Source organism: Bradyrhizobium sp. AUGA SZCCT0283 (assembly GCF_018130385.1).
In the GTDB taxonomy this organism is placed as follows: Bacteria; Pseudomonadota; Alphaproteobacteria; order Rhizobiales; family Xanthobacteraceae; genus Bradyrhizobium.
Genome location: NZ_JAFCLU010000010.1, coordinates 21493 through 39226 on the forward strand (window position 1 = coordinate 21493; position 17734 = coordinate 39226).

General features: G+C 62.7%; 15 protein-coding genes, 1 tRNA gene and 1 pseudogene. 10 read left to right on the plus strand and 7 right to left on the minus strand.

All coding sequences use genetic code 11. The annotated features are described in order from the left end of the window. Nucleotides 1-170: 170 nt before the first annotated feature. The 3 genes from carB to JQ624_RS15705 form a co-directional block, all read right to left on the minus strand. Nucleotides 171-3635 (minus strand): carbamoyl-phosphate synthase large subunit, encoded by a 3465-nt coding sequence (gene carB / locus JQ624_RS15695; protein WP_212419808.1) that lies wholly within the window; start codon nucleotides 3633-3635, stop codon nucleotides 171-173. Between the two features lie 299 nt (nucleotides 3636-3934). After that, a tRNA-OTHER gene (locus JQ624_RS15700) sits at nucleotides 3935-4010 on the minus strand. Between the two features lie 80 nt (nucleotides 4011-4090). Then, the gene (locus JQ624_RS15705) at nucleotides 4091-4792 is read right to left on the minus strand and encodes a class I SAM-dependent methyltransferase (RefSeq protein WP_212419809.1); all 702 of its coding nucleotides are present in this window, start codon (nucleotides 4790-4792) and stop codon (nucleotides 4091-4093) included. Nucleotides 4793-4915: 123 nt separating this feature from the next. On the opposite strand from JQ624_RS15705, the gene JQ624_RS15710 reads away from it, so the two are divergent. After that, nucleotides 4916-5449, plus strand: a complete 534-nt coding sequence (locus JQ624_RS15710) for a DNA starvation/stationary phase protection protein (protein WP_312014429.1) — start codon at nucleotides 4916-4918, stop codon at nucleotides 5447-5449. 169 nt (nucleotides 5450-5618) lie between these two features. Next, complete coding sequence (locus JQ624_RS15715) at nucleotides 5619-5927, plus strand: hypothetical protein (RefSeq protein ID WP_212419811.1); 309 nt, start codon at nucleotides 5619-5621, stop codon at nucleotides 5925-5927. A gap of 157 nt (nucleotides 5928-6084) precedes the next feature. Here JQ624_RS15715 and JQ624_RS15720 read toward each other — a convergent pair whose 3' ends face one another. Next, the gene (locus JQ624_RS15720; protein WP_212419812.1) at nucleotides 6085-7539 is read right to left on the minus strand and encodes a DUF1254 domain-containing protein; all 1455 of its coding nucleotides are present in this window, start codon (nucleotides 7537-7539) and stop codon (nucleotides 6085-6087) included. A 545-nt stretch (nucleotides 7540-8084) separates the two neighbouring features. Between JQ624_RS15720 and JQ624_RS38580 the strand changes: the two genes are divergently transcribed. The 3 genes from JQ624_RS38580 (at nucleotide 8085) to JQ624_RS15730 (ending at nucleotide 9695) form a co-directional block, all read left to right on the plus strand. Beyond that, the gene (locus JQ624_RS38580) at nucleotides 8085-8579 is read left to right on the plus strand and encodes a biotin/lipoyl-binding protein (protein WP_249129833.1); all 495 of its coding nucleotides are present in this window, start codon (nucleotides 8085-8087) and stop codon (nucleotides 8577-8579) included. A 15-nt stretch (nucleotides 8580-8594) separates the two neighbouring features. Next, complete coding sequence (locus tag JQ624_RS38585; RefSeq protein WP_249129834.1) at nucleotides 8595-9194, plus strand: fusaric acid resistance protein FusE; 600 nt, start codon at nucleotides 8595-8597, stop codon at nucleotides 9192-9194. Nucleotides 9195-9389: 195 nt separating this feature from the next. Beyond that, a complete protein-coding gene (locus JQ624_RS15730; RefSeq protein WP_212419813.1) occupies nucleotides 9390-9695 on the plus strand; it encodes a hypothetical protein in 306 nt (101 codons plus the stop codon). A gap of 14 nt (nucleotides 9696-9709) precedes the next feature. Here the strand turns inward: JQ624_RS15730 and JQ624_RS15735 are convergent, their stop codons facing one another. The 3 genes from JQ624_RS15735 to carA form a co-directional block, all read right to left on the minus strand. Further along, nucleotides 9710-10243: a cupin domain-containing protein gene (locus JQ624_RS15735; protein ID WP_212419814.1), complete on the minus strand. Its 534-nt coding sequence runs from the start codon at nucleotides 10241-10243 to the stop codon at nucleotides 9710-9712. 127 nt (nucleotides 10244-10370) lie between these two features. Further along, complete coding sequence (locus JQ624_RS15740; protein ID WP_212419815.1) at nucleotides 10371-10871, minus strand: PaaI family thioesterase; 501 nt, start codon at nucleotides 10869-10871, stop codon at nucleotides 10371-10373. A 244-nt stretch (nucleotides 10872-11115) separates the two neighbouring features. Continuing rightward, a complete protein-coding gene (gene carA / locus JQ624_RS15745; RefSeq protein ID WP_212419816.1) occupies nucleotides 11116-12306 on the minus strand; it encodes a glutamine-hydrolyzing carbamoyl-phosphate synthase small subunit in 1191 nt (396 codons plus the stop codon). A gap of 152 nt (nucleotides 12307-12458) precedes the next feature. On the opposite strand from carA, the gene JQ624_RS15750 reads away from it, so the two are divergent. From JQ624_RS15750 to JQ624_RS15770, 5 genes and pseudogenes are all read left to right on the plus strand, one after another. Beyond that, a complete protein-coding gene (locus tag JQ624_RS15750; RefSeq protein ID WP_212419817.1) occupies nucleotides 12459-13160 on the plus strand; it encodes an alpha/beta fold hydrolase in 702 nt (233 codons plus the stop codon). A gap of 57 nt (nucleotides 13161-13217) precedes the next feature. Further along, nucleotides 13218-13673, plus strand: a complete 456-nt coding sequence (locus tag JQ624_RS15755; protein WP_212419818.1) for a GatB/YqeY domain-containing protein — start codon at nucleotides 13218-13220, stop codon at nucleotides 13671-13673. A gap of 81 nt (nucleotides 13674-13754) precedes the next feature. Next, a pseudogene (gene folE, locus JQ624_RS15760) lies at nucleotides 13755-14371 on the plus strand (GTP cyclohydrolase I FolE). 16 nt (nucleotides 14372-14387) lie between these two features. Continuing rightward, entirely contained in the window at nucleotides 14388-15917 is a 1530-nt protein-coding gene (locus tag JQ624_RS15765) for an FAD-dependent oxidoreductase (RefSeq protein WP_212419819.1), read from the plus strand. Between the two features lie 181 nt (nucleotides 15918-16098). Beyond that, complete coding sequence (locus tag JQ624_RS15770; protein WP_212419820.1) at nucleotides 16099-17709, plus strand: acyl-CoA synthetase; 1611 nt, start codon at nucleotides 16099-16101, stop codon at nucleotides 17707-17709. The last annotated feature ends 25 nt before the right edge of the window (nucleotides 17710-17734 follow it).

The following is a 17734-nucleotide window of genomic DNA, read 5'->3' on the forward strand; positions in this document are numbered from 1 at the left end:
TTTTTAGATTTCGATTCGGGCTTTCATGGCCCAATGCGAGCCCGCCAGCCTGTTAATTTTCGCAATTTTCGGCCCGCTCAAGGGCCGATTCAACATCCAAACGGGCGGTGAGTTCCGGCCATACGGCTTTGTTGCCAATCGTTTAGCGGGCATTTCAGCCCGGCCAACGATCAGTTTTCGGAAAAGTAGCTCTGCAGCGTGCGGACCTCAAGATCCCCGCCCAGATAGGCGCGGATGCCCTGGGCGGCCGCCACAGCACCCGAAAGAGTGGTGTAATACGGCACTTTATGCAAGAGGGCAGCCCGCCGCAGCGAACGGCTGTCGGCCAGCGCCTGCGGCCCCTCGGTGGTGTTGAAAACGAGCTGGATGTCGCCATTGGTGATGGCGTCGACGATGTGCGGCCGTCCTTCCAGCACCTTGTTGACCTTCTCGGTCGGAATGCCCTTGTCGGCCAGGAAGCGCTGGGTGCCCGAAGTGCCCATCACCTTGAAGCCGAGCGAGTGCAGCAACCGGACCGCTTCGGCGATGCGGTTCTTGTCGATCTCGCGCACCGAGACGAACACCGTGCCCTTGCGGGGCACGCGGGTGCCGCCGCCGAGCTGGCTTTTAGCGAACGCCACCTCGAAGGAGCGGTCGATGCCCATGACCTCGCCGGTCGAGCGCATCTCCGGACCGAGCACGGTGTCGACGCCGGGGAAGCGTGCGAACGGGAAGACGGACTCTTTGACGCCGACATGGCCGAGCTGCTTCTTCTTCAGCTTGAAATCCGCAAGCTTCTCGCCGGCCATGATCCGGGCGGCGATCTTCGCCACCGGCGTGCCGACGACCTTGGCGACGAACGGCACGGTGCGCGACGCCCGTGGATTGACCTCGAGCACGTAGATGTCGCCGTCCTTGATGGCATATTGCACGTTCATCAGGCCGACGACGTCGAGGCCGAGCGCCAGCTCGCGGGTCTGCCGCTCGAGCTCCTCGATCATCTTCGCATCCAGCGAATGCGGCGGCAGCGAGCAGGCGGAATCGCCGGAATGAATGCCGGCTTCCTCGATATGCTCCATGATGCCGACGATGAAGGTGTCCTTGCCGTCGCACAGGCAGTCGACGTCGATTTCGGTGGCGTCGGACAAATAACGGTCGAACAGCAGCGGATTGGTGCCGAGCACGGTATTGATCTGGCCGGTCTTGTCGTTCGGGTAGCGCGCCTTGACGTCGCCGGGCACCAGTTCGGGCAAGGTGCCGAGCAGATAGTCGTTGAGCTGGTTCTCTTCGCGGATGATCTGCATCGCGCGGCCGCCCAGCACATAGGACGGGCGCACCACCAGCGGCAGGCCGAGATCGGCCGACACCAGCCGCGCCTGCTCGACCGAATAGGCGATGCCGTTCTTGGGCTGCTTTAATCTGAGCTTGTCGAGCACGCGCTTGAAGCGGTCGCGGTCCTCGGCGAGGTCGATGGCGTCGGGCGAGGTGCCGAGGATCGGCACGTCGGCCGCTTCCAGCGCACGCGCCAGCTTGAGCGGGGTCTGGCCGCCGAACTGCACGATCACGCCGTGCAGCGTGCCGTTCTGCCGTTCGGTGGCGATGATCTCCAGCACGTCCTCGGCGGTAAGCGGCTCGAAATAGAGCCGGTCGGCGGTGTCGTAGTCGGTCGACACCGTCTCCGGATTGCAGTTGACCATGATGGTCTCATAGCCGGCGTCGGCGAGTGCGAAGCAGGCGTGGCAGCAGCAATAGTCGAATTCGATGCCCTGGCCGATCCGGTTCGGGCCGCCGCCGAGGATGACGACCTTCTTCTTGTCCGACGGCGCGCTCTCATCCGCGAGCGCGCCCGCGAACGGTGCCTCATAGGTCGAATACATGTAGGCGGTGGGGGAGGCGAATTCCGCGGCACAGGTGTCGATGCGCTTGAACACGGGGCGGACGCCGAGCGCGTGACGTTTTGCCGTGATCTCGGCCTCGGTCGACTCGGACAGCACGGCCAGCCGTGCGTCCGAAAAACCCATCGCCTTCAGCATGCGCATGCCGTAGCCGTTCGGCGGCAGGCCGTTCGCCTTGATCTTTGCTTCCATGTCGACGATGCCGCGCATCTCGCTGAGGAACCACGGATCGATCTTGCAGGAATTGAAGATCTCCTCGTTCGACCAGCCGAGCCGCATCGCCTGCGCCACCTGCAGGATGCGGTTCGGCGTCGGCGTGCCCAAGGCGGCGCGGATCGCGTTCTTGTCGTCGCCGCGGCCGAGCCCCTCGATCTCGATCTCGTCGAGCCCGGTCAGGCCGGTCTCGAGCCCGCGTAGCGACTTCTGCAGGCTCTCCTGGAAGGTGCGGCCGATCGCCATCACTTCGCCGACCGACTTCATCGAGGTCGTCAGCGTGGTGGAGGCGCCGGGAAATTTCTCGAACGCAAACCGGGGAACCTTGGTAACGACGTAATCGATCGTCGGCTCGAACGAGGCGGGCGTCGCGCCGCCGGTGATGTCGTTGGCGATTTCATCGAGCGTGTAGCCGACCGCGAGCTTGGCGGCGACCTTGGCGATCGGAAAGCCGGTGGCCTTGGAAGCCAGCGCCGAGGAGCGCGACACGCGCGGGTTCATCTCGATCACCACCATGCGGCCGTCGTCGGGGTTGACGCCGAACTGCACGTTGGATCCGCCGGTCTCCACGCCGATCTCGCGCAGCACCGCGATCGAGGCGTCGCGCATGATCTGGTATTCCTTGTCGGTCAGCGTCAGCGCCGGCGCCACCGTGATGGAATCGCCGGTGTGCACGCCCATCGGATCGAGGTTCTCGATCGAGCAGACGATGATGCAATTGTCCTTCTTGTCGCGCACCACCTCCATTTCGAACTCTTTCCAGCCGAGCACGGATTCCTCGATCAGCACTTCGTTGGTCGGGGAGGCGTCGAGGCCGCGTTCGATGATGTCGAGGAACTCTTCCTTGTTGTAGGCGATGCCGCCGCCGGTGCCGCCCATGGTGAAGGAGGGGCGGATGATCGCGGGCAGCCCGATTTCGGACAGCGCCATCAGCGCCTCGCCGAGCGCGTGCTCCTGGTAGCGCTTGCGGCGCTCGTTCTCGCCGAGCGTCCATTGCCGCTCGAGCTCATCCAGCGCGGCGCCCGACAGCTTCTCGCGATCGGCCAGGTACTTGTCGCGGTAGGACTTCTTCAGCGCCGAGGCGTTGGCGAGCCGCGATTTCGGCGTCTGCAGGCCGATCTTCTCCATGGCGTTGCGGAAAAGCTGGCGGTCTTCGGCCTTGTCGATGGCGTCGGCGGTGGCGCCGATCATCTCGACGTCGAACTTGTCGAGCGTGCCCTGGCGGCGCAGCGACAGCGCGCAGTTCAGCGCGGTCTGGCCGCCCATGGTCGGCAGCAGCGCAAAGCCGCCCGGGATGACGTGGCGCTCCTTCTCGATGATCTTGGCGACGATTTCGGGGGTGATCGGTTCGATATAGGTCGCGTCAGCCAGTTCCGGGTCGGTCATGATGGTGGCCGGATTGGAATTGACGAGGACGATGCGGTAGCCCTCTTCCTTCAGCGTCTTCACCGCCTGGGTGCCGGAATAGTCGAATTCGCAGGCCTGGCCGATCACGATGGGACCGGCGCCGATGATCAGGATGGTGGAGATATCTGTTCTTTTGGGCATCAGCTCTCAGACTGGAAATTGGGCACAAAAAAAGGGCGCGCATGCTGCGCGTCCCCTAAGCCAAGAGCGCGGGTCACCCTCGCGCGCGGGTGGTCTTTAGACCAGATTCCGCACCCGCGAAACCCCCAAAACCCCCTCATCAACCGCGATTTTAGGGAAAATCAGGGGTATCTGCCGGAGGCTTCGCTCTAGGGGCGGCCCCAGTCCGTCTATGCTTTCGCTTTGCTCAAGCTACGCCGGACACCGCCCCGCCGGTCTCCGGCGTGGCTGCGCCACGCGTAGCCCGTCAGGGCGAAGCGTGGAGGCCCGGCCTGGATTTGAACCAGGATAAAGAGCATTGCACTGCTCCCGCGTCGTCGCTTCCGCCACCGGGCCATGGCAATCATCGCCGATCACGGCGCGGTGAACCATACCCTACCGCGCCTTAGGGTTAACAACCCTGGCGCGCGCCGAGTTCAATTGCGTTGGAAAGCGTGCCGCGCCACGAACGTCATCCGCCACGGGTTGTGGCCGATATTGAACGGGGCGCGTGATCCCAAAAAGCCGGCGGCGGCGAGCTTCTTGATCATCTGATCTTCACTGTAGCGCTGCAGCCCGACGCGGGTGCGCAGTTGCCGGTAGTCCGACAGGGCCGTGCTCGCGAGGCCGTACAGGGCGTCTTTCAGGAAGCCGTGGGAGGAAGCGAATTTCAACAGCGCCAGCACGTCTTTGGTCATGCCGACTTCGGGCCGCAAAATGTCGCCCAGCACCAGGCGGCCGCCCGGCTTCAACAGCCGGCGAATGACGGCGAACGCCGAATCCAGCTCATCCGGCGTCATGTATTGCGCGACCGAATTCATGACGACGAGATCGACCGACTCGTCCATCTTTCTAAGATCATCAAGTGAACGGACGCGGATCTTGGTATTCGGCGCAAAGCGCGCGATCAGCCGGCCGCGGACGCCGGGCGCCGGCTCGGCCAGATAGAGCTTGCCGCAGGCGTCGGCCACCTTGGCGGCGGACAGCGCCTCGCCGCAGGCATAGTCCAGCACGACGGAGTCGGGCGAGGAGATGTAGCCGATGATGTCGCGCGCGACGATCTGGAAATGCAGGTCGCGATGCAGCTTGCTCGCATAAATCGTATGCGTGGAATCGTAATAGTCGATCCATTCATCCATGCGCGCGCGTCCGGTAAATCAGCGGGTTCCGGCACCGGAACCAGCCTGAAAGTGATGCGTTAGGTCGTCCGACGGCCAATGTCCACCGCCGCCAGAGTCCGGTTCCTAACAGGAAGGTGCAACGTGAGCAAAACCAACAACAAATCCGACAAGGTATCCCCCGACCTCGACACGCCGACCGACCTGGCTCCGACTGCCGTCGAGAAGATTTCGACATCCCTCAACACGCTGCTGGCGGACGCCTTTGCGCTTTACCTGAAGACCAAGAACTTCCACTGGCATGTCAGCGGCCGGCATTTCAACGACTATCATCTGATGCTGGACCAGCAGTCGGAGGCGATCTTCGCCACCACCGACCAGCTCGCCGAACGGGTGCGCAAACTCGGCGGCACCACGATCCGCTCGATCGGGCAGATCGCCAGGCTGCAGACCATCCAGGACAACAACGACGCCTATGTGCCGCCGCGCGAAATGCTGCGCGAGCTGATGGAAGACAACAAGAAGATGGCCGCCGCGATGCGCAAGGCCCACAAGCTTTGCGACGATCATGAGGATTCCGGCAGCGCAAGCCTGCTCGAAGTCTTCATCGACGAGACCGAGCGCCGGACCTGGTTCCTGTTCGAAGCCAGCCGCCAGGAAGGCGCCAACGCGGCGTAAGCGCGGTTGCGCTTGAGCAGGCGCGAGGGCGGTCTTGCCGTCCCTGCGGCCTGCGGCGGCTGCCTGCAGGACATTCCCGTCGCGTCCAGGCCGGGTTTGCGGTAGGCTGCGCTGCGGCTTCGAAGAGCGGCTGCCCGAAGCTTTTGCTGCGATCCGAAGGAGGCGGGAGATGCCTATCTCTTTTCCGATGATCGTTATGAGCTCGCAGTTGGTCGTCGCAGTGGCCGACGGGGTGCCGAAATTCGACATTGCGCGGAGTTGCAAGCTCGACGTCGCCGCCACCGCCGGCCTCTCCGTTGACCAGTCGATAAAGAGCTGCGTGAACGATGAACAGAAAGCGAAGCGGCAGCTCGCAGGCCAATGGTCGAAATTCCCCGCGCCAAGCCGGGCAAGCTGCATCTCGCAGGAGAGCATCGGCGGCACGCCAAGCTACGTCAGTTTGCTGACATGCCTGCAGATGGGTCAGTGGACCAGGTGAATGCCCGGCGTGACGGGCAGCGTGGTCGTGACAATGAGTGCAGCAGGTGCAGCGGAACGAAGAAGATCGCGTTTCGTCAACATTTGAACGTCTCCTCGGGGTGATCGTGCTGGCGCGGTCAGACGCCGGCGCCGAAGCGCCGGCGTGCCGTCAACTTTTATTGGGCCGAAATGCCCACCGTTGTTTGCGACCTCACGACCGACGGCGGATTCCATTTGCCGGTCAGCGCTTCCGACTTCGGCGCGTACAGGCGCATCGTCAGATTGAACGGTGCCTTCGGCGCAGGAAGCCAGTTGGCTTCGAACTCCTTGCCGGGGCTCGCGTTCTGGAAATAGAGGTCGAGCGAACCATCCGCATTGTACTTGAACGGCATCCAGCTGCTGACGGCAAAACGGTTCAGCGTGTTACCCACCTGGAATCCGTCCTGATCGTACAGCGTGATCGACCAGAACGCATTGACAGGCGGCGTGGCGCCCTTCTCGAAGGTGATGGTGTATTTGTTCGCGCCATCGAGCGGCTTGCCGGTGTCGTCGGCGAGATTGAGCGGATAAATGGCATCCTCGACCACATTCGCGCCAAGTCCCTGCTGCGCGAGAATAGCCCGCTTCAGGTAATAGTTGCCATAGACGCCGACCGTGTCGGTGTTCATCGACCAGCCGTTGGCAACCCGCGCCAGCGTCGGCAGCTTCCAGGCCATCAGCTTCTGTGCATCCTGCGGTGCGGTTTCCAGCGCCCTTTGCACGGCCGGATCGAGTTTGCCGATGTCAAAGCTCTTGCCAGGCTCGATGCCGATTTTCTTCATCTGCGCAAGGATCGGCTCGTCGGTGACATGTGGCGGATGAAGCTTGAGCAGCTCGGCCGCGTTGGCGAAATATACGCCCGCCGACATGGTATCGACCTGGGTCTTCGGCGGCGTCTTCATGTCGATGCTTGGGTCGGGCTTGAAGTCGACCGGCCTGGGCGCTTTGCCATACTCGGAAAGCAGGGTGACCTTGTAGCCGGCCTGGATCTTGTGAACCGCATCATAATCCGGCGGGCCGTCGGTCTTGGTCCGGCCGATCAGCCAGACGTAGGGCGTTGGCGCGTCGATGCGCTGGGTGTCCTTCGGCAGCTTGAACTCCTCAGCGAACTTGTCGCGCAGATCCGGCCTCCAATTCGCCGGCGCCACCAGGAACGTCCCGGCCTTGGTGCCCGTCGTTCGCCAGCCGGGCGATGCGAAGACGTCCGTCCACATGTCGAGCATCGGCAGCAGGTAGTACCGTCCATTGGTATCCGGCGCCGAGATGACGACGGGCTCCTTGGTCATGTCCAGCCACGAGGCGGAATACAGCGTGTCGAAGTTGGAGCGCACCACACCTTTGAAATCCGCCGGAGGGTATTCGCCCACATTGACGAACGTGTTCATCGGGCCCTTGAAATCGCCCATGCCGTTGGTGAATTGCTTGCGGGAAACGTCCATCGACATGATGGAGTAGAAATAGACATAGGCGTCCACCGCGATGGCGTGCGCCTCCTGTTCGGTGATGGGTGCTGCCGATTGGGCCAGCGCCGCAGGTGCTGTCGCCGCACCAAGGCAGAGAGACAATGTCAGTGGCAGGATTCCTCGAAACATGTCGAACCTCCTCTTCTGATTTGTCGATTGGCAGTTGCTATTTGCTGCGTCGTTCAGTTCTCCTTGTCCACCTTCGGAATCTTCCCGCCTCCCATGAGCGGCGGCGCGACGTTTCTTTCGGTTAGCTGATCGGCATCATATCGCCAGAGCCTTCCGACCGACGTAGCGCGCATCCCTGTGTCTTCTCGTTTCAGCAACAGGGCGGATAAGGATAATTCTGGGCAAGCGCTGTTTCGGTCCCGCGCAACGTCGCGGTTACGGCGAGTATTCTAAAAATATGATTCAGTGTTGTGATACGCATGACATCATTCCTTGTACAAAAAAACCACGGAACGACTTGAAGCACTCGCGCTTGGGTGCGCGAGGGAGCGTGCAACTGAATTGCAACGCCGGCTGCATTTAACGCTGTATGGCGTCTGCAGAATCGAAGCAGGATTGCTGGAATTTCGAATGCTATAAAGCTTGTCGTTGTAGGGGCTTCGAAGTGTGACTTCGGCTATCTCCGCGGGCGTCACGATAGCACAACCTAACAACGAGGGCCAGCGATGATCATTATTCTGTGCCTCTATCTCGTCGCGCTGTGGGCCGTGTTCTCGAAATTCAAACTGGTGCGATGGAGCTGGTTGTCCGGAACTATCTCGCTGTTAATAGGCGGGTTTATCCTCGCGACATTTCTTGCGCTTTTTAACTACCTCACGCCGTCGGGGCGCGTGACGGTGACCGGCCGCGTGGTGGAAGTGACGCCGAATGTGACGGGACAAATTGTCGCGATCCCGGTCAAGTCGAACGTGCCGGTGAAGGCCAACCACGTGCTGTTTCAAATCGACCCGGCGCCGTTTCAATACAAGGTCGCGCAGTTGCAGGCCTCGCTTGCTGGCGCAAAGCAGCAGGTCGAGATCCTGAAATCGAATTACGAACAGGCAACAGCAAATGTCAGCGGGCTCACCACGCAGGTCGCCTATAACAAAGAACGTCTCGCCGACATCCAGATGCTTGCAGCGGATGATGCCAACACGCAATTTCAGGCGCAGGACAAGTAGGTCCAGTACGAAACCGTGTCAGCGCAGCTTGGCGCGGCCAAGGCCGCGCAGCAGAGTGCAAAACTTGCACTGGATTCCGAGATCGGCGGCGTCAACACGACCGTCGCGCAGCTTCGGGCGCAACTTGATAGCGCCAACTGGGAACTAGCGCAGACCACCATCCGCGCACCCGCCGACGGCTATGTCACCGTTGTTGCATTGACGGTCGGCGATCGGGCGTTGCAGTTGCACTCGGCGATGTCGTTCATCGTCGAGAGGGAGATCACGCTGGTCGGAATGTTCTCGCAGAATGGCTTCCAGACCATCAAGGAGGGCACGCTCGTCGATATTGTTTTCGATAACGCCCCGGGGCGTATCTATCACGCCAGGATCACTGGGATCCCGAAGGGCATCGGCCAGGGCCAGATCGCGGCGTCGGGGACGCTTGCGCGCACCAACGCGCTCGGCGGCGCGACGACGTTTCCGGCGGTGATCTCGATACCTGACGGGATGAGCCGTGACTCGCTTCGTTTGGGGATGTCCGGCAGCGCCACCGCTTTTGCCGGCAACGCCGGCGTGATCGGTCTTCTGGCGTCGATTCTGGTGTGGGTGGGTTCCTACACGGCATGTCGTTAGCCGGCCGGACGCAAACCGGTCGGAATGCACAAAAAAAGCGCGCGTCTTTAGATTGTGCTGCAAGATTCCGATAATCAATTTAAGCGAGCCTGCGCGAGGCTTCGCTATGATGGAAGCCGCCCGATCAGCCGTGCAGGATGATGCGGATGCAACCGGGCCGAGCGTTACTGGCTGTTCTGATTTGGAAATCGAGCGATGCAGAAAGTAATTGAATTTCGTGGCCCGAAGGCTGAAGCCGTGTCGGAGCCGCAGGCGGTGGCGCCGCCATCCATGGAACCGATATTGGCGGTGGTCGATTCATTGTCCCGCACCCTCGATTGCATCAAGACCATGTGCGCGACCGAACCGAGCGGCGCGATCCGCGACAGACTGGAGACCGAACGGGCAAATCTCGTCATCGGGCTTTTTGTCGCCCGGGTCGCCGCGATGCGGCTGTCTTCCGGCGAGCCGACACCGAATGTTTCAGCCAACTCGAACTTGCCGATCGCCAGCCGCGGCTGACGGTCTCGGCCGCATCATCGCGCGCTGCGCTTCCACAGCCTGACCAGCGGGCCGTCCGCGCCCCTGACCGGATCGGCCTTCGGCAGCTTCACTTCCGGGATCGTCTTCAGCGCCCTGGCATGGTTCTCCGGCGTCGGCCGCGTGATCTGCATCGGTGGTCCCGGCGGATAGGCGCCGACCACCCAGAAATCGGGGCTGGCCGAGAGACATTGATGCCCGGTGCCCGCGGGCAGGATGGCAACGTCGCCGGCCGATATCTCCAGTTCCTCGCCGCGGTCACCGCCAAAGCGAACGCGGGCGTGGCCGCGGGCAACGCCGAGCACCTCATGCACGGTGGCATGATAATGCGCATAGTCGTAGACGCCGTTGCGCCACATCGCGCCCCAGCCATTGGCGCCGAACAGGCCTTCGATGGTCTTCTCGGGGTGGTCGTTCGCGACATCGACCGCGCCCTTGTAGACCAGGAACGGCAGGGGATTGTTGGGAACGAGGCCGTCGTCCTCGAAGATGAAGGTGAGCGGCTCGATATCGGCGCTGACGACGGACATGGTTGTCTCCGAAATCGTAGGGTGGGCAAAGCGAAGCGTGCCCACCATTCCGAGCAATGCGTGAAATGGTGGGCACGGCGCAAATGCGCCTTTGCCCACCCTACAAGATCAAACCGTTGTCTGCCGCTCACGTTCCATTCGGAATCTCGAACACCAGACACGTCGTCGTCGCATGCGCGAGCAGCCGGCCTTTTGCATCGGTGATGCGCGCCTCTGCGGTGGCGGCGCGGCGGCCGACGCTGAGCGTCTTGCCCTCGCTGCGGACAGGCCCGGTATCCTCCGTCATGCCCTTGATGAAGGAGATCTTGAATTCGAGCGTGGTGTAGCCGGTGCCGGCGGGCAGCGCGGTGTGGACAGCGAGCCCCATCGCGGAATCCAGCAGGATCGCGGCGTAGCCGCCATGCACCGAGCCGATCGGATTGTAGTGCCGGAAGCCCGGCACGCTGTGGAACACGACGTGGCCGGCTTCGGCGGTCGAATCGAACGGCTCCACGTTCTGCATCATCGGCGGCGCCGGCAATCTGCCGTCAAAGATGGCGCGGACGAAATCGAGGCCCGACATCGACGCCATCACACGGGTTGGTGTGACGCCGTATTCGACCTTGGGAGCGGCGGTTCTGTCGTGCATGGGGTATTCCCGTCGTTATAATTACGATCATCATATTAATGGAATATCGCCAAACCGGTGCCTCGTCACATGATATCTCATCATGCCCCGGATTTGATCCGCTCATGCGTTGGTTTTCAAGGAACGTCATTGCGAGCGAAGCGAAGCAATCCATTGGGCCGCAAAGCAAGAATGGATTGCTTCGTCGCTTTGCTTCCTTGCGCAAACGCTTCGCGTTTGTCGCAGGCAATGACGGCGGAGCGGCTTACGCCCGCTTGTTCGCGCGCATCAGGTCGGCGAACCGCTTGAACAAATAGTGCGAGTCGCGCGGGCCCGGCGAGGCTTCCGGGTGATACTGCACGGAAAACACGGGCTTGCCCTTGAGCTCGATGCCGCAATTGGAGCCGTCGAACAGCGAGATGTGGGTCTGCGTCGCGCCCTCCGGCAGCGTCGCCTGATCCACGGCAAAGCCGTGGTTCATCGAGGTGATCTCCACCTTGCCGGTGGTCTCGTCCTTGACCGGATGATTGGCGCCGTGATGGCCCTGGTGCATCTTCATGGTCTTGGCGCCGACGGCAAGCCCCAGCATCTGGTGGCCCAGACAAATCCCAAAGGTCGGCGTGCCCGACGCAATCACCCGCTTGATCACCGGTACCGCGTATTTGCCGGTGGCGGCCGGGTCGCCCGGGCCGTTCGAGAGGAACACGCCGTCCGGCTTCATCGCCAGAATGTCTTCGGCCGAGGTCGTGGCGGGCACCACCGTGACCTTGCAGCCTTCACCGGCGAGCAGCCGCAGAATGTTGCGCTTGATGCCGTAGTCGATCGCGACCACGTTGAACTCCGGCTCGGTCTGCCGGCCAAAACCCTTTTCCCACACCCACGGCGTCTCTTCCCAGGTGAAGCGCTGGGCTGATGTGACCATCGGCACCAGGTCCATGCCCTCGAGGCCCGGCCACTCGCGCGCCTCTTCCTTCATGCCATGCAGGTCGAACTCGCCATTTTTGGCGTGGGCGATGACCGCGTTCGGCATGCCCTTGGTGCGGATCAGCGCGGTCAGCGCCCGGGTGTCGATGCCCGAGAGGCCGATGATGCCGCGCGCCTTCAGCCACCGGTCGAGATGTTTGGTGGCGCGGTAGTTCGAGGGATCTGATATGGCCGAGCGCAGGATGACGCCGCGCGCGCCCGGCGTGGCCGCCATGTTCACCGTCTCGATGTCTTCCTCGTTGGTGCCGACATTGCCGATATGCGGGAAGGTGAAGGTGATGAGCTGCCCGGCATAGGAGGGATCGGTGAGGATCTCCTCGTATCCGGTCATCGCGGTGTTGAAGCAGACCTCGCCGACGGCGTGGCCTTCCGCGCCGAGGCCAAAACCCTCCAGCACGGTACCATCGGCAAGCACGAGGAGCGCGGTCGGTTTGTGGTCCGGCCAGGCTGAAGCGTTTTCAGATGTTGTCATGAGCGCACTTCATAGTCGCAAGCGCCCCCGCGCGTCAAAGCCGGAAGACGTGGATTCACATGCGTTTGCCGCATATTTGACAGCCAGTTCCGCGGTCTTAAGGTGGCTTTTCCGCCTTTTTGCGAGATTTTGCCTCCAATCCGGAGCCAGGCATGGACAACTCGATGCCGATCCTGCTCGTCCCGGGCCTCGTCAGCTCGCCGCGGATCTACGCCCCCGTGGTGCCTGATCTGTGGCGGTTCGGCCCGGTGACGGTCGCCAACCACATCCGCGACGGCCATATGGCGCTGATCGCGCGGAGGATTCTGGCCGAGGCGCCGCCGCGCTTCGCACTCGCCGGGCATTCGATGGGCGGCTATATCGCCTTCGAGATCATGCGGCAGGCGCCCGAACGGGTGGCGAAACTGGCGCTGCTCAACACCCAGGCGCGGCCGGATACGCCGGAGGCGACCGCCCGCCGCCGAACCATGATGGCGCGTGCGAAAAGCGGCGAATACCGCGCCGTGCTGGACGAGCTCTTTGCGGGCTTCGTGCACCCGTCGCGCCGCGCGGATGCGAGCCTGCGCCAGCTCGTCCATGACATGGGCGGGGATGTCGGGGTGGAAGGCTTCGTGCGCCAGCAGGAGGCCATCATCAGCCGGCCGGACTCGCGGCCGATATTGGCGGCCATCAAATGCCCGACGCTGGTGCTTTCGGGCGACGAAGACAACACCATCCCGAACGCGCTGTCGGTCGAGATGGCCAACAACATTCACAACGCGAGGCTCGTGATCCTGCCCAATTGCGGACACCTGCCGCAGCCGGAACAGCCGGAGGCGACCGCGGACGCGCTGGTCGAATGGCTGAGGAGCTAGTTGTTTCAGCGCCGCGAACCGCCTAGATCAGAGCCTGAAAATTCGAAAGGTAAGACCATGCTGCGCGACGACATCAACAACGCGGTCAAGGAAGCCATGAAGGCAAAGGACGAGCGAAAGCTCTCCACGCTGCGCATGGTCAATTCGACCATCAAGAACGCCGACATCGCCGCGCGCGGGGAGGGCAAGCCGCCGCTGTCGGACGCCGATCTGCTCGGCGTGCTGCAGAAGATGATCAAGCAGCGCCAGGAATCGGTCGAGCTCTACGACAAGGGCGGCCGCGCCGAACTGGCCGCGCAGGAGCGCGAGGAGATCGCGATCATCTCGGCCTATCTGCCCAAGCAGATGTCGGAGGACGAGATGAAGGCCGCGATCACGGCCGCGATCGCCGAGACCGGCGCCGCCGGCATGAAGGACATGGGCAAGGTGATCGGCGTGCTGCGCGCGAAATTCGCCGGGCAGATGGATTTCGGCAAGGCGAGCGGGATGGTGAAGGCGGCGCTGACGGGATAATTTTTCTTCGGGAACCTTTCCGACGACGCAACATCCAACGGATTCAAGCTCCGTTGGCAAACGTCGTGGAAAGGCATCTCGATGACTCCGAACGTACATGCACTGGATCGCGCAAGCGCGTCCCTGTCCGGGACCAAAAGACCTGCTAGGGCCGAGGTCGAGGCCGCCGTGCGCACCATCATCCGATGGACGGGCGAAGATCCCGAACGGGACGGCCTGCGCGAGACGCCGGCGCGCGTGACGCGATCGTTCGAGGAATTCTTCGCGGGCTATGGTCAGGACCCGGTCGAGATCCTGAAAAAGACCTTCGAAGAGATCGAAGGCTATGACGAGATGATCGTGCTGCGCGGCATCCGTTTCGAGAGCCATTGCGAACATCACATGGCGCCGATCATCGGTCAGGCCTGGGTGGCCTACATTCCAAACGGCCGCGTGGTCGGCATCAGCAAGCTGGCGCGCGTCGTCGACGTCTATGCCAGGCGTCTGCAGATTCAGGAAAAGATGACCGCGCAGATCGCCAACACCATCAATGACGTCCTGGAACCGCAAGGCGTCGGCGTCATTATCAAGGCGTCGCATCACTGCATGACGACGCGCGGCGTGCACAAGCGGACACCGACCTCGTGACCAGCCGCATGCTGGGCTGCTTTCGCGACAACGCGCTGACCCGTCAGGAATTTTTGGGAATGGCGACGTAGCGCAGCGGAGGACGAGATGGCCGATCAGCAAGCACCGCCCGCCGGTCCCGATCTGTCAAACGGCGTACCCCTGTCCGAAATCGCGGGTGAGACCTTGCTTGGTCATGTCGGCGACGATGAAGTTCTGCTGGTGCGTTCGGGCTCCGAAATCTTTGCGATCGGCGCCCATTGCAGCCATTATCACGGGCCGCTCGCCGAAGGCCTCGTGACCGGCGGAGGCATCCGTTGTCCCTGGCACCACGCCTGTTTCGACTTGCGCACCGGCGAAGCCACCCGGGCGCCAGCGCTCAATCCGATCGCCGTCTGGAAGGTCGAGCAGGAAGACGGGCGCATCTTCGTCCGGGAAAAGCGTGAACAGCCCAAGCCGCAGGTGAAGGGCGCCATCGATGCGCCCGGCCAAATCGTGATTATCGGCGGTGGCGCGGCGGGCTTTGCCGCAGCCGAGATGCTGCGGCGGCAGGATTATCGCGGCGGCATCGTGATGTTCAGCAACGAGGCGGCGCCGCCAGTTGACCGGCCGAACCTGTCAAAAGACTATCTCGCCGGCAGCGCGCCGGAGGATTGGCTGCCGTTGCGGCCGGACGATTTCTACACCGCGGCGAAGATCGACCTGCGGCTCAACACCGAGGTCACGTCAATTGACGTCAACGCGCGCCAGGTGGTCACGGCCGGCGGCGACATCGTCCCCTACGACCGCTTGCTGCTGGCGACCGGCGCGGAGCCGGTGCGCCTGCCGATACCGGGCGCCGACCAGTCACATGTTCACGTGCTGCGCTCGCTGGCCGATTCCCGCGCAATTATCGCCTTGGCCGATGGCGCGCGGCGCGCGGTTGTGATCGGCGCGAGCTTTATCGGGTTAGAGGCCGCAGCGTCGTTGCGCGCCAGAAATGTCGAGGTCCACGTCGTTGGCCTCGAGCAGCGGCCGATGGAGCGCGTGCTCGGACCCGAGATGGGCGATTTCGTCCGCGCCCTGCATGAAGAGCACGGCGTCATCTTTCATCTCGGCGACACCGTCACCGCGATCGACGGCAAGCGCGCGACGCTGAAAAGCGGCGGCGCGATCGAGGCCGATATCGTCGTGGTCGGCGTCGGCGTACGCCCCCGCCTCGGATTGGCCGAAAAGGCCGGGCTCGCGATCGATCGCGGCGTTACCGTCGATGCCTATCTCGAAACCAGCGTACCCGGCATCTATGCCGCGGGCGATATCGCGCGCTGGCCCGATCCGCATTCCCGCGAAAACATCCGCGTCGAACATTGGGTGGTGGCGGAGCGTCAGGGCCAGACGGCGGCGCGAAACATGCTCGGGCAGCGCGAGCCGTTCGATGCGGTGCCGTTCTTCTGGAGCCAGCACTACGATGTGCCGATCAATTACGTCGGCCACGCCGAGAAATGGGACGAAATCGCGGTGGACGGCAACATCGCCGGCAGGGATTGTCTGCTCCTGTACAAGAGCCGTGGCCGCGTGCTCGCCGTCGCCTCGATCTATCGCGACCTCGCAAGCCTCGAGGCGGAGGTTGCGATGGAGAGAAGGCCGGTGTCTTCTTGAACGCGAGCTAGAAAAAGCCTCTCCACGTCAGGCCCGGGCTTGTCCCGGGCATCCACGTCTTTACAATTCGGCCTAACCAAAACGTGGATGGCCGGGAGCGCAGACAAGTGTACGTAGTCTGCGCAAAACAGACTACTATGCCCGGCCATGACGAATAGGGTCAGGGAACGAACCAAACGCCATGCTCACCGAAGCCTCAACCTACGACGAGCTCTATCGCAACTTCCGCTGGGACATTCCCGCCCGCTTCAACATGGCGACCGCGTGTTGCGACCGCCATGCCGACGGCTCCGGCCGGCTGGCGCTGATCTATGTCGATGAGGGCGGCGCGACCACGCGCACCTCGTTCGACGAGGTCGCCGAGATGTCGCGCCGTTTCGCCAATGTGCTGAAGGCCGACGGCCTCGCGCGCGGCGACCGTGTCGCTGTGTTCCTGTCGCAATCGCTTGAACTGCCGATCGCGCATCTCGCCGCCTTCCGTTCCGGAATGATTTCCATCCCGCTGTTCGCGCTGTTCGGCGAGGATGCGCTGGAATTTCGCCTGTCGAATTCCGAGGCCAGGGCGATCGTCACCGACGAAGCGGGCTGGGACAAGCTTACGAAAATCCGTCACCGGCTGCCCTACCTGCAGGACATCTACGTCACGAGCGGCGCCGTTCACGCCGGCGCCAAGCCGTTCTGGTCGTCGATCGAAACCGCGTCCGAGGAATTTGCGACCGTCGATACATCAGCCGACGATCCCGCCCTGATCATCTACACCTCGGGCACCACAGGAAATCCAAAGGGCGCGCTGCATGCCCATCGCGTGGTGCTCGGCCATCTGCCGAATGTCGAGATGTGCCACAATTTTCTACCCAAGCCGGGCGACCTGATGTGGACGCCGGCGGATTGGGCCTGGATCGGCGGGCTGATCAATGCGCTGTTGGCGTTCTGGTATCACGGCATCCCGCTGGTCGGCCACCGCGCGCGCAAATTCGAGCCCCAGGCGGCGATGGCGATGATGGCTGAACTTTCCATCCGCAACACGTTCCTGCCGCCGACCGCGCTGAAGCTGATGCGGCAGGCCGGCGTGAAAAATCCCGGCGTCAAGCTGCGCAGCATCTTTACCGGCGGTGAATCGCTCGGCGGCGAGCTGTTGGGGTGGGTGCGCGAAACGTTTGGCATCGATGCGCATGAAGTGTTCGGCCAGACCGAATGCAACCTCGTGATCGGCAGCAATTCGAACCTGTTTCCGATCCGCCCCGGCTCGATGGGCAAGGCGACGCCGGGCTTTGACGTCCGCATCGTCAGCGACAGGGGCGAGGAGTTGCCGAGAGGTGAGCGCGGCATCATCGGTGTGCGCCAGCCGTGCCCGTGTACCATGATCGAATATTGGAAGAACCCGGAGGCAACCGCCAAAAAATACGCCGGTGAATTTTTGCTGACCGGCGATCTCGGCGTGCAGGACGAGGACGGCTATTTCTGGTACGTCAGCCGCGAGGACGACGTCATCACTACCGCCGGCTATCGTGTCGGTCCCTCCGAGATCGAGCATACGCTGATGAAGCACCCGGCGGTGGCGATGTCGGCGGTGGTCGGCATTCCCGATCCGATCCGCACCGAATCCATCAAGGCGTGGATCGTGCTGCGCCCGGGCTTTGCCGCGAGCGATGAACTGGCGCGCGAGATTCAGGAGTTCGTGAAAGTGCAGCTCGCCGCCCATGAATACCCGCGCTTTGTGCAGTTCGCCGACACGCTGCCGATGACGGCGACGGGCAAGGTGCTGCGGCGGGAGTTGCGGGCGCTGGGCTAGATTCTCTTCGGTCAATTCGACGCGG

Excerpts from the sequence above, each read along its gene's own strand:
- JQ624_RS15705 (WP_212419809.1), bottom strand. The coding sequence starts at position 4,792 with ATGGATGAATGGATCGACTATTACGATTCCACGCATACGATTTATGCG.
- JQ624_RS15715 (WP_212419811.1), top strand. The coding sequence starts at position 5,619 with ATGCCTATCTCTTTTCCGATGATCGTTATGAGCTCGCAGTTGGTCGTC.
- JQ624_RS15770 (WP_212419820.1), top strand. The coding sequence starts at position 16,099 with ATGCTCACCGAAGCCTCAACCTACGACGAGCTCTATCGCAACTTCCGC.
- JQ624_RS15755 (WP_212419818.1), top strand. The coding sequence starts at position 13,218 with ATGCTGCGCGACGACATCAACAACGCGGTCAAGGAAGCCATGAAGGCA.
- JQ624_RS15730 (WP_212419813.1), top strand. The coding sequence starts at position 9,390 with ATGCAGAAAGTAATTGAATTTCGTGGCCCGAAGGCTGAAGCCGTGTCG.
- JQ624_RS15720 (WP_212419812.1), bottom strand. The coding sequence starts at position 7,539 with ATGTTTCGAGGAATCCTGCCACTGACATTGTCTCTCTGCCTTGGTGCG.
- JQ624_RS15740 (WP_212419815.1), bottom strand. The coding sequence starts at position 10,871 with ATGCACGACAGAACCGCCGCTCCCAAGGTCGAATACGGCGTCACACCA.
- JQ624_RS15735 (WP_212419814.1), bottom strand. The coding sequence starts at position 10,243 with ATGTCCGTCGTCAGCGCCGATATCGAGCCGCTCACCTTCATCTTCGAG.
- carB (WP_212419808.1), bottom strand. The coding sequence starts at position 3,635 with ATGCCCAAAAGAACAGATATCTCCACCATCCTGATCATCGGCGCCGGT.
- carA (WP_212419816.1), bottom strand. The coding sequence starts at position 12,306 with ATGACAACATCTGAAAACGCTTCAGCCTGGCCGGACCACAAACCGACC.
- JQ624_RS38580 (WP_249129833.1), top strand. The coding sequence starts at position 8,085 with ATGATCATTATTCTGTGCCTCTATCTCGTCGCGCTGTGGGCCGTGTTC.
- JQ624_RS15765 (WP_212419819.1), top strand. The coding sequence starts at position 14,388 with ATGGCCGATCAGCAAGCACCGCCCGCCGGTCCCGATCTGTCAAACGGC.
- JQ624_RS15750 (WP_212419817.1), top strand. The coding sequence starts at position 12,459 with ATGGACAACTCGATGCCGATCCTGCTCGTCCCGGGCCTCGTCAGCTCG.